Annotated in this window: 14 protein-coding genes; 8 read left to right on the forward strand and 6 right to left on the reverse strand. The window is 57.4% G+C overall.

All coding sequences use genetic code 11. The annotated features are described in order from the left end of the window. The first annotated feature begins 211 nt into the window (after positions 1–211). The 6 genes from ACR0CW_RS01125 to ACR0CW_RS01150 all read left to right on the forward strand — a co-directional run bounded on the left by ACR0CW_RS01125 (position 212) and on the right by ACR0CW_RS01150 (position 5536). Positions 212–772, forward strand: a complete 561-nt coding sequence (locus ACR0CW_RS01125) for a F0F1 ATP synthase subunit delta (RefSeq protein ID WP_209016103.1) — start codon at positions 212–214, stop codon at positions 770–772. Further along, positions 773–2311 carry a F0F1 ATP synthase subunit alpha gene (atpA, locus tag ACR0CW_RS01130; RefSeq protein WP_480786535.1) on the forward strand — a complete coding sequence of 513 codons (1539 nt, stop codon included), beginning with the start codon at positions 773–775 and terminating at the stop codon, positions 2309–2311. 15 nt (positions 2312–2326) lie between these two features. Then, positions 2327–3202 (forward strand): F0F1 ATP synthase subunit gamma, encoded by an 876-nt coding sequence (locus tag ACR0CW_RS01135; protein ID WP_155144879.1) that lies wholly within the window; start codon positions 2327–2329, stop codon positions 3200–3202. A gap of 18 nt (positions 3203–3220) precedes the next feature. After that, positions 3221–4645: a F0F1 ATP synthase subunit beta gene (gene atpD, locus ACR0CW_RS01140; RefSeq protein ID WP_155144878.1), complete on the forward strand. Its 1425-nt coding sequence runs from the start codon at positions 3221–3223 to the stop codon at positions 4643–4645. A gap of 12 nt (positions 4646–4657) precedes the next feature. Next, complete coding sequence (locus tag ACR0CW_RS01145) at positions 4658–5068, forward strand: F0F1 ATP synthase subunit epsilon (protein ID WP_155144877.1); 411 nt, start codon at positions 4658–4660, stop codon at positions 5066–5068. 117 nt (positions 5069–5185) lie between these two features. After that, the gene (locus ACR0CW_RS01150) at positions 5186–5536 is read left to right on the forward strand and encodes an H-type lectin domain-containing protein (RefSeq protein WP_480786536.1); all 351 of its coding nucleotides are present in this window, start codon (positions 5186–5188) and stop codon (positions 5534–5536) included. A 23-nt stretch (positions 5537–5559) separates the two neighbouring features. Here ACR0CW_RS01150 and ACR0CW_RS01155 read toward each other — a convergent pair whose 3' ends face one another. Beyond that, positions 5560–6420 carry a M15 family metallopeptidase gene (locus ACR0CW_RS01155; protein WP_480786537.1) on the reverse strand — a complete coding sequence of 287 codons (861 nt, stop codon included), beginning with the start codon at positions 6418–6420 and terminating at the stop codon, positions 5560–5562. Positions 6421–6554: 134 nt separating this feature from the next. Beyond that, positions 6555–7574 (reverse strand): ribose-phosphate pyrophosphokinase, encoded by a 1020-nt coding sequence (locus ACR0CW_RS01160; protein WP_155144874.1) that lies wholly within the window; start codon positions 7572–7574, stop codon positions 6555–6557. Positions 7575–7682: 108 nt separating this feature from the next. Here ACR0CW_RS01160 and ACR0CW_RS01165 point away from each other — a divergent pair, with 108 nt between their 5' ends. Then, positions 7683–8285: a DsbA family protein gene (locus tag ACR0CW_RS01165; protein WP_480786538.1), complete on the forward strand. Its 603-nt coding sequence runs from the start codon at positions 7683–7685 to the stop codon at positions 8283–8285. Beyond that, positions 8282–9112 carry an alpha/beta fold hydrolase gene (locus ACR0CW_RS01170; RefSeq protein WP_480786539.1) on the forward strand — a complete coding sequence of 277 codons (831 nt, stop codon included), beginning with the start codon at positions 8282–8284 and terminating at the stop codon, positions 9110–9112. Before ACR0CW_RS01165 ends, ACR0CW_RS01170 begins: the two co-directional genes overlap by 4 nt. 2 nt (positions 9113–9114) lie before the next feature. Here ACR0CW_RS01170 and ACR0CW_RS01175 read toward each other — a convergent pair whose 3' ends face one another. From ACR0CW_RS01175 to ACR0CW_RS01190, 4 genes are read right to left on the reverse strand one after another with little or no spacing between them, the layout of a single operon-like run. Continuing rightward, a complete protein-coding gene (locus ACR0CW_RS01175; RefSeq protein WP_480786540.1) occupies positions 9115–10149 on the reverse strand; it encodes a threonine aldolase family protein in 1035 nt (344 codons plus the stop codon). Then, complete coding sequence (locus tag ACR0CW_RS01180) at positions 10149–10622, reverse strand: YcgN family cysteine cluster protein (protein WP_480739644.1); 474 nt, start codon at positions 10620–10622, stop codon at positions 10149–10151. Before ACR0CW_RS01180 ends, ACR0CW_RS01175 begins: the two co-directional genes overlap by 1 nt. Then, the gene (locus tag ACR0CW_RS01185) at positions 10619–11551 is read right to left on the reverse strand and encodes a bifunctional riboflavin kinase/FAD synthetase (RefSeq protein WP_480786541.1); all 933 of its coding nucleotides are present in this window, start codon (positions 11549–11551) and stop codon (positions 10619–10621) included. Before ACR0CW_RS01185 ends, ACR0CW_RS01180 begins: the two co-directional genes overlap by 4 nt. A 48-nt stretch (positions 11552–11599) precedes the next feature. Further along, a complete protein-coding gene (locus tag ACR0CW_RS01190) occupies positions 11600–12373 on the reverse strand; it encodes a Stf0 family sulfotransferase (RefSeq protein ID WP_480786542.1) in 774 nt (257 codons plus the stop codon). Between the last annotated feature and the right edge of the window lie 46 nt (positions 12374–12419).

Consider the following 12419-nt stretch of genomic DNA (forward strand, 5'->3'; position numbering starts at 1 on the left):
GGCTGATAAAAAGGGTCGCACTCAACTTAAGTGCATGAATTTAAACAGATTGTGGATAAATCCGTCACCACTATAATATGTTGCGAGCTGGGTTCGGCTCTGCTAGACCCCCGGTGATTTTGATCCCCGACCGTCTGGCCGGGGTTTCTTCACGCCCCCGGGGTAGCTGCCGCAACGCGAATTCGGGGCCCAAAATATCGGAAGGGTGGACGTGTCCGAACCAGCTTCGATTTCCACAGGCATCGCCGAGCGCTATGCCACCGCGATCTTTGAGATCGCAAAAGAGAATAATGACCTTTCAGGTCTGGAAACCGGCATCAATGATCTGGCAGCAGCTCTGGGCGAAAGCGCCGACTTGCGCGACCTGATCGCCTCGCCGCTGGTTTCGCGCTCCGAACAGGAAGCAGCGATTACCGCGATTGCCGACAAGATGGGTCTGCACACCATCCTGCGCAACACGCTGGGCCTGATGGCTGAGAAACGCCGCCTGTTTGTTATTCCGCAACTGATTCAGGTCCTGCGTGACATGCTGGCGGATGAGCGCGGTGAAGTGACCGCGGATGTTGCGTCGGCCAAGGCGCTGACCAAAACTCAGATGGAAAAACTGTCCAAGACGCTGTCCGAGCGTGTGGGCAAGACCGTAACAATCAATGCGACCGTTGATGAAAGCCTCATCGGCGGTCTTGTCGTTAAAGTGGGCTCGAAAATGATCGACAGTTCGATCCGTTCGAAGCTGAACTCCCTACAGAATGCAATGAAAGAGGTCGGATAAATGGGAATCCAAGCTGCAGAGATTTCTGCAATCCTGAAGGACCAGATCAAGAATTTTGGTCAGGAAGCCGAAGTGGCCGAAATCGGCCGCGTGCTGAGCGTCGGTGACGGGATTGCCCGTGTATACGGCCTGGACAACGTGCAAGCCGGTGAGATGGTCGAATTCCCCGGTGGCATCATGGGCATGGCGCTGAACCTGGAAAGCGACAACGTCGGTGTCGTTATCTTCGGTTCCGACCGTGACATCAAAGAAGGTGACACTGTTAAGCGCACCAACTCGATCGTGGACGTTCCGATCGGTGACGAGCTGCTGGGCCGCGTTGTTGACGGTCTGGGTAACCCGCTGGACGGCAAAGGCCCGATCAACGCAACCAAGCGTGGTGTTGCAGACGTTAAAGCGCCGGGCATCATCCCGCGTAAATCGGTTCACGAGCCGATGGCAACCGGCCTGAAATCGGTTGACGCGATGATCCCGATCGGCCGTGGCCAGCGTGAGCTGATCATTGGTGACCGCCAGACCGGTAAAACCGCCGTTGCTCTGGACGCGATCCTGAACCAGAAAGTCTACAACGAAGCAGCAGGCGACGACGAGTCGAAGAAGCTGTACTGCGTGTACGTTGCGATCGGTCAAAAGCGTTCGACCGTTGCTCAGCTGGTGAAGAAACTGGAAGAATCCGGTGCGATTGACTACTCGATCGTTGTGGCCGCAACCGCGTCCGACCCGGCCCCGATGCAGTTCCTGGCACCCTACGCCGCAACCGCGATGGCCGAATACTTCCGTGACAATGGCCGCCACGCACTGATCATCTATGATGACCTTTCGAAACAGGCTGTTTCGTATCGTCAGATGTCGCTGCTGCTGCGCCGTCCGCCCGGACGTGAAGCCTATCCTGGTGACGTTTTCTACCTCCACTCCCGTCTGCTGGAACGTTCGGCGAAGCTGAACGAAGACTTCGGTGCGGGCTCGCTGACCGCTCTGCCGGTTATCGAAACTCAGGGTGGTGACGTTTCGGCGTTTATTCCGACCAACGTGATCTCGATCACCGACGGTCAGATCTTCCTTGAAACCGAACTGTTCTACCAGGGCATCCGTCCTGCTGTGAACACCGGTCTGTCGGTTTCGCGTGTGGGCTCTTCGGCTCAGACCAACTCGATGAAATCGGTCGCTGGTCCGGTTAAGCTGGAGCTGGCTCAGTACCGCGAAATGGCTGCGTTTGCGCAGTTCGGTTCCGACCTCGACGCCGCGACCCAGCAGCTGCTGAACCGTGGTGCACGTCTGACCGAGCTGATGAAACAGCCGCAGTATTCGCCGCTGACCAACGCTGAAATCGTCTGCGTCATCTTCGCCGGTACCAACGGTTACCTCGACAAGATCGATGTGTCCGATGTTGGCCGTTACGAATCTGGCTTGCTGGCGCACCTGCGTGGCAAACACGCGGATCTGCTTCAGTGGATCACGGACGAAGATCCCAAGATCAAGGGTGACGCTTCCGACAAGATCAAGGCTGCGCTGGACGAATACGCCGCAACCTTCGCTTAAGGGAGAGGCGGGCATATGCCAAATCTTAAGGACCTTAAAAACAGGATCGAGTCGGTCAAATCGACCCGCAAGATCACCAAGGCCATGCAGATGGTCGCGGCTGCAAAACTGCGCCGCGCCCAGGAATCTGCCGAAGCCTCGCGTCCCTATGCCGAGCGGTTCAATGCCGTGATGGCGGGGCTGGCGGCTTCGGTCGGGGGCAGCGACAGCGCCCCCAAGCTGCTCCGTGGTACGGGCAGTGACGATGTCCATCTGCTGGTTGTCATGACAGCTGAACGCGGCCTTTGTGGCGGCTTCAACTCGAACATCGCCAAGCTGGCCCGTGTCAAAGCGGAAGAGCTGCGCCTGAAGGGCAAGACAGTCAAGGTTTTGACCGTCGGCAAGAAGGGCCGCGACGCGCTCAAGCGTGATTTTGGCGATCTGTTCGTTGGACATATCGACCTGAGTGAGGTCAAGCGCATCGGTTACACCAACGCGCAAGACATCGCGAAGGACATCCTGTCCCGCTTTGACGGGGGTGAGTTCGACGTTGCCACGATCTTCTACTCGAAGTTCGTAAACGTTGTGACCCAGATTCCGACGGCACAGCAGGTCATCCCAGCCTCGTTTGAGGAAACCGAGGGTGACGACAGCGGTGCGGTATTCGACTACGAGCCCAGCGAAGAGGCCATTCTGGCCGACCTGCTGCCTAAGGGGGTTGCGACCGCGATCTTCTCGGCTCTGCTCGAAAACGGAGCGTCTGAACAGGGTGCACGGATGTCCGCGATGGACAACGCGACGCGCAACGCGGGTGAGATGATCGACAAGCTGACGATCCAGTTCAACCGTTCGCGTCAGGCCGTGATCACCAACGAGCTGATTGAAATTATTTCCGGCGCCGAAGCGCTGTAAGAAAACCGGAGACGAAACATGGCGAATGCAAAAGGCAAAGTCACACAGATCATCGGGGCCGTCGTCGACGTGCACTTCGAAGATCAGCTGCCTGAAATTCTGAACGCGCTGGAAACCACCAACAACGGCAAACGTCTGGTGTTGGAAGTTGCTCAGCACCTGGGTGAAAACACTGTCCGCACCATCGCGATGGACGCGACCGAAGGTCTGGTCCGTGGCGAGGAAGTAACCGACACAGGCGCACCGATTTCGGTTCCGGTTGGCAATGCTACTCTGGGCCGTATCCTGAACGTTGTCGGCGAGCCGATCGATGAAAAGGGCGACGTCGTTGCATCTGAAACCCGCGCAATCCACCAGCCCGCACCCGCGTTCGACGAACAGTCGACCGAGTCGGAAATCCTGGTGACCGGCATCAAGGTTGTTGACCTGCTGGCCCCTTACGCCAAAGGCGGTAAGATCGGCCTGTTCGGCGGCGCCGGCGTTGGTAAAACCGTTCTGATCATGGAACTGATCAACAACATCGCAAAAGTGCACTCGGGCTTCTCGGTGTTCGCGGGTGTTGGTGAACGTACCCGTGAAGGGAACGACCTGTACCACGAGATGATCGAATCGAACGTTATTAAGCCGGACAACCTGTCGGAATCGCAGGTGGCCCTGGTTTACGGTCAGATGAACGAACCTCCGGGAGCACGTGCACGTGTTGCTCTGACCGGTCTGACACTGGCCGAGCAGTTCCGCGACCAGTCCGGTACCGACGTTCTGTTCTTCGTCGACAACATCTTCCGCTTTACGCAGGCGGGCTCCGAGGTTTCGGCTCTGCTGGGTCGTATTCCTTCGGCGGTGGGTTATCAGCCGACACTGGCCACCGACATGGGCGCCCTGCAGGAACGCATCACCTCGACCAAGTCGGGCTCGATCACCTCGGTTCAGGCGATCTACGTGCCTGCGGACGACCTTACCGACCCTGCGCCGGCAACCTCGTTTGCTCACCTTGACGCGACCACCGTTCTTAACCGTGCGATCTCGGAAAAGGGTATCTACCCTGCGGTTGACCCGCTCGACTCGACTTCGCGTCTGCTCGACCCGGCCATCGTTGGTGAAGAGCACTACAAGGTTGCGACCGACGTTCAGCAGATCCTCCAGCGCTACAAGTCGCTGCAGGACATCATCGCCATCCTCGGCATGGACGAACTGTCGGAAGAGGACAAACTGACCGTGGCACGTGCCCGTAAGATCGAGCGCTTCCTGTCGCAGCCGTTCGACGTGGCCGAAGTCTTCACCGGTTCGCCCGGCGTTCAGGTTCCTCTGGATGTGACCATCGCGTCGTTCAAAGCGGTTGTTGCTGGCGAATACGATCACCTGCCCGAAGCGGCCTTCCTGATGGTTGGCGGCATCGAAGAAGTGATCGCCAAAGCGGAGAAGATGGCCGCAGAAGCCGCCTAAGGAGTATCCCTGATGGCAAACACGATGCAATTCGACCTCGTCAGCCCAGAGCGGAGCCTTGCTTCGCTCGCGGCCACCGCGGTCCAGATTCCCGGCGCGGACGGGGACATGACGGCAATGCCCGATCATGCCCCCACAATTACCACGCTGCGCCCGGGCATCCTGAAGGTCGAAGCACCCGAAGGGTCCAGCGAGTACCTGGTCACCGGTGGGTTTGCTCAGATCAACGGCGATGGCCTGTCGGTTCTGGCCGAAAAGGCCATTCCGGTAGCCGAAGTGACCCGGTCGCATCTGGACGACCTGATCGCTGAGGCCCGCGCTTCGCACGAGGCGGCAAAGACTGGCGATGATCAAACCATCGTCGACGATGCTGCCAAGCTGCTGGCCGACATGGAAGCCCTTGGGACGCACATGAGCCTGTAAGGCTCCGTGACTTTCTGATCATTATGAACGGCTCCGCCAGGCGGGGCCGTTTTTTTATTGGTGATTTTCCTGCTGGGGCAGGCTAAGGCTTTTATATTCAAGTACAAAGATCACAGAATGAAAACTTTTCGGACCCATCCAATCGGCATCGACCAAGGCGAAGTATTGTTGTTCTCGGAGTTTTCCGATGGTGGCAGCATGTGGACTGGTCAGGGACCGCGCGAAAGGCGCAAATCAGTTAGGTTCAGTCAGCCATTCCGGTTGCCTCCGGTTTTACAGATTGGTGTCTCCCTCTGGGATGTGGATACCTCGTCTGCGTTGCGTGCCGAAGTGAAAGCCGAGGACATCACAGCCGAGGGCTTCAATGCCGTGTTCCGTACATGGTCCGACACCCGCATCGCCCGCATTCGCGCCGCATGGACCGCGATCGGGGAAGTGGCGCACGAGGATGACTGGGATATCTCCTGAACGTGCCTGCTCTGGCCTGCAAGCTATGTCGACGCGGGGCCATACCAAGCATGCTTTGGTTCGCCAGCGGCAGCGAGTGACCGATTTGCCGCCCAAAGCTGCGTTCCAAGATCGAAATGCCACCATTCATATGCGTAATTCGTGAATCCGGCACTGCACATCGCCCAGTATAATAGTCGACGATTTTGCAGAGCCTCCTGATCGCTGAGCGACAATTGTTCCGGATCGCCATCCACCGAACACAGGATCTCTTCGAAATAGGTGGTGTGCGTAATGTCCGAGGGATCATCGAAAATTCCGCCGAAGAAGAGGTGTTCCTTAGTATCTTTGTTTCGCAACGTCAGATCAATCGCGCCTCCGGTGATGTGCGTTGGCCAAGTACGTGGGTCATCAGGATCAAAGCTGCGGGGGTCCGAACAATACCGGCCCGCAAAGGCGATACATTCCTCATCGGTCGGGGTTTTCAATGACCTGCGCGCCCGGGCAACAAAAAAGTCCCAAAGTTCCTGCTGGACCGAGAGCGGGCGAAATCCATTCAGCGCATAAATCTCAATGCCCAGATTGGCGAGCTCTTCATTGATATCCGCAAGCCGTTCAGCCAGAGCTTTGCGAACTCGCACATGTGGGTCCGAAGTGGCAAAACAACGCCGGTAGGGCGTGTTCAGGCCGTCCCTGCGGGCGTAGAAATTGAAACTTGGTATCTCGTAGTCAGCCAGATCGACCAGAGGTTCCTGAGCGCGCGGATCATTTTGGTCCACAGGGAACTCTCGATAGTCCAGAGCTGTAGGAGGGTTTGTGGTTACGGGGATCGGACGTTCTCGAAACGTGGAGTATTCCAGCAACAACCTGTCCTTTTTGGCTACGGAGCAAAATTCAAAACGCATGCAACGACATTGGATCATTGCAAACATTAAACGGGTCGCAGTCAAGAAGGTTGGGAAGGCGGCCATCTGCAGTTATCGTCGCGCAGTTGACCGGAAAGGAAACCGGGCGGCCTCAGCAGGCCGCCCGGTTCGGATTACTTCGCGTGATATAGCGACTCGTAGATCGGTGTCAGCGTCTTGTCTTCGAATAGCGAGGAAACACTTGTGCCGTTCCAGATATTCAGGATCGCCTGTGTGAAGATCGGTGCTGTTGGCACGATGCGGATATTCGATGCCTTTGCGATTTCAGGCGTCGGTTGGATGGTGTCGGACAGAACGAGCGACTTCATGACCGAGTTGGTCACTCGCTCAACAGCAGGGCCGCTCATGACACCGTGGGTGATGTACGAGTGAACTTCCTTGGCACCGTTATCCATCAGAACCTGCGCAGCTTTGCAGAGTGTTCCGGCGGTGTCGCAGATGTCGTCGACGATCAGGCAGATCTTGTCTTTCACATCACCGATTACTGTCATCTCAGCAACTTCACCCGCCTTTTCGCGGCGTTTGTCGACGATAGACAAAGGTGCACCGATCCGCTTGGCCAGCTCACGAGCACGGGCGACGCCACCTACATCCGGCGAAACCACCATGATTTCATCCATCTGTTCCTTGAACTGGTTTTTCACGTCCAGAGCAAAGATCGGCGAGGCATAGAGGTTGTCCACGGGCATATCGAAAAAGCCCTGAATCTGGGCGGCGTGCAGGTCCATGGTCAGGATGCGTTCGATCCCCGCGCCGGTCAGCATATTCGCGACTAGTTTGGCGCTGATCGGTGTGCGGGCCTTGGTGCGGCGGTCCTGACGGGCATAGCCAAAGTAAGGAATGACTGCGGTGATACGCTGCGCTGATGAGCGGCGCAGTGCGTCAGCGATGATCAGCAGCTCCATCAGATTGTCGTTGGCCGGGTTCGAGGTCGGCTGGATGATAAACATATCCTCGCCGCGAACGTTTTCGAAGACCTCGACAAAGATCTCGCCGTCGTTGAACCGTTCGACGCGTGCGTCGACCAGACCCTGGTCAACACCGCGATGCAGGCTCATTCGGCGGGCAATGGTTTCGGCAAGAGGAAGATTGGCGTTCCCAGCGATTAGCTTGGGTTCGTGAAGTGTCGGCATCGGCTGAAAATCCCCGGGCAGCAATGGCAATGTGACAGATTCGTGATGTTGACACCGCTTAGCATGGCCTTACCGTCCCGCAAAGATAACGTAGCGGAGAAAGTGCACATGGCCGACATTGACTACTTTTTTGCGACACTGTCGCCTTATTCCTATCTCGCAGGCATGCGACTCGAGGAAGTTGCGGCGAAACATGGTGCAACGATCGCCTACAAACCTTTGGACATTATCGCTCTGTTCGGCCGTACCGGGGGAACGCCGCCCAAAGACAGGCACATTTCCCGCATAGAATACCGGGCGCAGGAACTGCTGCGCCAATCCCGCAATCTGGGAATGGATTTCAATCTGCAGCCCGCGCACTGGCCAACAAATGCCGCGCCGTCATCATATGCAATCATTGCCGCCATTCAGGACGGTTCAGGCGATGTGGGTAAGCTGTGCCACTCGATCCTGCGAGCTTGCTGGGCCGAGGATAAAGACATCGCGCAGGATGATGTCATCCGGGATTGCCTGACGCAGGCGGGATTTGATCCCAAACTGGCTGACAGCGGCCTGTTGCTGGGCGCCGAAACCTACGCAGCAAATCTTGAAGAGGCCGTGGATCGCGGTGTGTTTGGTGCACCGTTCTACATCACGCCGGATGGCCAGCGTTTCTGGGGTCAGGATCGGCTGGATGATCTGGACCGGCATCTGGCGGAGACCAAGGGGTGAAGGACGAAGCCTCATCGTCTCAAGCGACTTTCGTCCGGCAATTGGGAGAGGGGGAGCGCAAAGTGCTCGCCCTGCACTGCACCATAGCCCACTCAAGGGCCTGGGTCGGATTGGCCGCCGCGCTGAAGGATGAGGCGACACTGATTGCACCGGACATGCTGTTTCACGGGCAAAGCCCAGACTGGGATGGTGAGGGCGATGTTTTTGATGCTGTGACAAGACAAGCTCTGGATCAACTGACCGAGCCCATGGATGTCATCGGTCATTCGTTCGGCGGGATGATCGCATTGCGGCTTGCTGTCGAATATCCCGAGCTTGTTCGCAGTGCTGTCCTAATCGAACCCGTGTTTTTCGCCGTCGTGAAACACGATGCGCCACATCTGGTTCAGGATCATGACCGCGAGGCTCAGCCCTATCTGACTGCGCTGGCCGCGAAGGAATACAGGCTTGCTGCACGGTTGTTCAATCGGATGTGGACTTTGGATGACGGCCCCCGGTGGCCGGATTTACCCGAACGAACACGGGCAGCGATGGAGCGGGGTATCCAACTGGTCGCCCCGGTTGAGGATGTATTGTTTGATGACCGGCTTGGTTTGTTGAAAGCCGGTCAACTGGATCGCGCGACGATGCCAGTCCTGCTTTTGCGGGGATCACGGACACAGCCCACGATTCAGGTGATCAACACCGGACTTCAGAACCGTCTGCCATCTGCATCGGACCGAGTGATAGATGGGGCAGGGCACATGCTGCCCATATCCCATCCACACGAAACGGCTGAACAGATACTCAGGTTCTGGGGTGCAAAAGAGAACACCCGGTCAGAATAGGCTCAGAGCAGCGAAATGAATTGGTCGATCTGTTCTTCGCCGATCGACCAGTCACACACCAGTCGGCAGGCCAGCATTTCATCTTCGTCTTCGCCTTCCAGCTCAGCGCCCCACAGATGATAGACCGCACCGGCGTCGTGCAAGGCGCGGTGTTTGCTGCGCGGGAAGCTGGCGAAAATCATGTTGGCTTGGGGCTTGTGCAAGAATTCAGCACCTGCTGCACGCAGGCCATCGGCGAGGCGGGCGCAGTTGCCATTGGCCTGACGCGCTGACCTCAGCCACAGATCATCCTGCAGATAGGCCGCCATTTGCGCCGACAGATAGCGGTGTTTGGAAAACAGATGTGCCCCGCGTTTACGGCGCAGCTCGAACTCCCAGGCTTTGCTCTCGTCAAAAAAGACTACCGCTTCGACCCCCATCAGACCGTTCTTGGTGCCGCCAAAGCTGACGGCATCTACACCGGCCTTCCACGTCATTTCAGCGGGCGAGCAATTCAGCGCGACCATCGCATTGGTGAAACGTGCGCCATCCAGATGCACAGGTAGCCCATATTCCTTGGCGACGCCGCACAGTGCCTGCAGTTCGCCCAGCGAATAAACCGACCCACGCTCGGTCACCTGCGTAATCGAAACCGGACCACGCTGAGGGCCGTGAACGCCACGGGTTTCTTCGGCAAGGATCGACCCGCGCAGGGCTTCGGGCGTCATCTTGTCCTCACCTGGAACCAGCGTCAGCTTGGCACCGCTGTAGAATTCCGGCGCGTTGCATTCATCCTCGTGGATATGTGCAACCGGTGAACAGAACACCGTTTCCCATGGCTTTGTTAGTGTGGCCAGAGCCAGTGAGTTTGCAGCAGTTCCCGTGGCGACAAGATAGACTGCTGCCCCCGGCGCTTCGAAAATACCGCGGATCTGATCGCGCACTTCGTTCATCAACGTGTCTGCGCCATAGGCCATCTGATAGCCTTGATTGGCCTCGGTCAGCGCGGCCAGAACTTCCGGATGAACCGGTCCGGAATTGTCAGAGGCGAAATGCATCAGATAGGCTCCTCAATTATGTATTCTTCCCACTCGTCCTCGGGAGTTTCGAACTCCGAGACGGTGCGTCCCTGAACCGATACGCCGGCGGCATGGACGCTGTTCGGCGTACCAGACAGCAACGGGTGCCAGTCGTAAAGGGGTTTGCCTTCCCAAAGCAGCCGATAGGCGCAGGTTTGGGGCAGCCAGTAGGCGTGTTCATCTATGTTGTCCGGGGTCATTACGATGCATTCCGGAACAAACTGATGCCTGATTTCGTACTGCGTGCAGCGGCAGGACTCATCATCCAGCAAGCGGCAGGCGACGCAGGTCAGGGCAACCTCGCCGCTGTCCTCATCCTCCAACTTGTTCAGGCAACATTTGCCGCAACCGTCGCACAAAGCTTCCCATTCGCGCTTGTTCAGCTTGCGCATGGGTTTGCGTTCCCAGAAACGCGGCGACAGGCCCGCGCGTTCAATCGGGTCCTTGCTCATAGTTCGGCCAGAATATCGCGCGCCTGGCTGCAATCCGAATCCATCTGGGCAACCAGCCCATCCAGCCCATCAAATTTCATCTCGGGGCGCAAGTAATCGACGAGACCAACAGATAGGGTAGAGCCATAAAGATCGCCGGAAAAATCGAACAGAAATGTTTCGATATTGGGGATTTCACCGTTGAACATCGGCCGGGTCCCGACCGAGGCCGCGCCGTGATAGCTGCCCTTATGCGGTCCATCCAGAACGTCGACCAGAACGGCATAGACCCCGAATTTTGGCGGGTGCAGCCCTTCGATCGACATGTTGGCCGTGGGAAAGCCCAGCTCTCGCCCGCGCTGCTCTCCTCCGACTACCTCGCCTTCGATCCGGTGCCAGTGCCCCAGCATCGCAGCCGCGTCGCGTGGACGACCTTCGGTCAGTGCTGTGCGAATAGCAGTTGATGACACAATGTTTTCCGATCTTTCCATCAAGGGGGCGATTGTGACATCAAAGCCCATTTCGCGCCCGAACCGTTCCATATCCTGTGCTGTTCCACTGCGACCCTTGCCGAAACAGAAATCGGCCCCGACCACGACATGTGCCAACCCCAGACCGTCGCAGATGACGTTTCGGGCAAATTCCTCGGGCGACAACCCGGCCAGTGCAGCGTTGAACGGCAATTCGTATAGTTTCTGAACGCCCAGTTTCTCAAGCCGGTGGGCGCGGGCATTGCCGCGCATCAGGCGAAATGGCGGGGCGTCGGGTGCGAAGTATTCGCGCGGGTGAGGCTCGAATGTGAGCACACCCAACGGCGCATCCGGTGCTTCATTGCGGGCAAGGTCAATCACCGACTGATGACCGATATGAACGCCATCAAAATTGCCGATCGCAACACTGGCGCCTCGGTCTTCTGGCTCAACAAACTGGAAATCCCGAATGATCTGCATTCCGTTTGCCTAGCGGGACTGGGGGCCGGGTTCAAGCACCTGATTCAGTCAATAACGCGCCCGGGGTGCAGCATCTTCTGTCCGAAACCGCCGGACCCAGTCCTGATTGGTGCTATCCGCCAGTTTTGCGGTTGGTGTGGCCACTGTGCGCGCGACGCTGGGATCAAGTTTCAGAGCAGAAAGCACCCTTGCAAGTTCGCCTTTGGGATCTCGGGCAAGCTGATCATAATGAATGGTCACAGGACTAATGCCCTCTTGCGCAAACCAATCCATCCATCTCGCGTCTAACACCTCGAACTCATGCTTACATCGCTCAAGCTCATCCCGGTTGTAGACGGGTTCAGCTGGAGGAGAGAGGCGCTCCAACTCACTGCCATCCGAGTTTTTGTGCCATAGCCCGGTCTGTCTTGCCTTCACGAACGAGACCGCCTGACCAAGCTTGTCGCTGCGGGTCAGGTGAATGAACAGGGGTTTGCCAAACTGGGCCTGAAACCGCGCCACATCAGTTGGTTGATCGGGATGCAACTTCCCGAGTTGTTCCAGAAAGAACTCCAAACTCTTTCCCTGCATTCGCAATCCGAACACGTCCGAGCCCGCCAGTCCTTTTGCATGCGCTGCCCGAATGACAGCAACCCGCGCTGCATCAACATTGGGATAGTCGCCGATCTTAGGCTCACAACTTTCCAGCCAGTCTTCAAGGCTGGGCGAATGGAAGTAGGATTCAGGTTTCCCGGCGATGCCTGTCGCCTCGAGCAGTTTGCACAGCAGAGTACTGCCGCTGCGCGGGCTGCTGCAGATCATGTAAGAGCGGTAGGCGGCCATGGCAGATACTGAAATCGTTTCGAATTAAGAATTTTGATGCGCAAGT

Source organism: Ruegeria sp. CH6, assembly GCF_056537005.1.

What these genes read in the sequence shown, in the direction of transcription:
- ACR0CW_RS01175 (WP_480786540.1), bottom strand. Translation starts at nt 10,149, where the DNA reads ATGCATTTCGCCTCTGACAATTCCGGACCGGTTCATCCGGAAGTTCTG.
- ACR0CW_RS01190 (WP_480786542.1), bottom strand. Translation starts at nt 12,373, where the DNA reads ATGGCCGCCTACCGCTCTTACATGATCTGCAGCAGCCCGCGCAGCGGC.
- ACR0CW_RS01160 (WP_155144874.1), bottom strand. Translation starts at nt 7,574, where the DNA reads ATGCCGACACTTCACGAACCCAAGCTAATCGCTGGGAACGCCAATCTT.
- ACR0CW_RS01185 (WP_480786541.1), bottom strand. Translation starts at nt 11,551, where the DNA reads ATGCAGATCATTCGGGATTTCCAGTTTGTTGAGCCAGAAGACCGAGGC.
- ACR0CW_RS01165 (WP_480786538.1), top strand. Translation starts at nt 7,683, where the DNA reads ATGGCCGACATTGACTACTTTTTTGCGACACTGTCGCCTTATTCCTAT.
- ACR0CW_RS01180 (WP_480739644.1), bottom strand. Translation starts at nt 10,622, where the DNA reads ATGAGCAAGGACCCGATTGAACGCGCGGGCCTGTCGCCGCGTTTCTGG.
- atpD (WP_155144878.1), top strand. Translation starts at nt 3,221, where the DNA reads ATGGCGAATGCAAAAGGCAAAGTCACACAGATCATCGGGGCCGTCGTC.
- ACR0CW_RS01135 (WP_155144879.1), top strand. Translation starts at nt 2,327, where the DNA reads ATGCCAAATCTTAAGGACCTTAAAAACAGGATCGAGTCGGTCAAATCG.
- ACR0CW_RS01150 (WP_480786536.1), top strand. Translation starts at nt 5,186, where the DNA reads ATGAAAACTTTTCGGACCCATCCAATCGGCATCGACCAAGGCGAAGTA.
- ACR0CW_RS01145 (WP_155144877.1), top strand. Translation starts at nt 4,658, where the DNA reads ATGGCAAACACGATGCAATTCGACCTCGTCAGCCCAGAGCGGAGCCTT.
- ACR0CW_RS01155 (WP_480786537.1), bottom strand. Translation starts at nt 6,420, where the DNA reads ATGCGTTTTGAATTTTGCTCCGTAGCCAAAAAGGACAGGTTGTTGCTG.
- atpA (WP_480786535.1), top strand. Translation starts at nt 773, where the DNA reads ATGGGAATCCAAGCTGCAGAGATTTCTGCAATCCTGAAGGACCAGATC.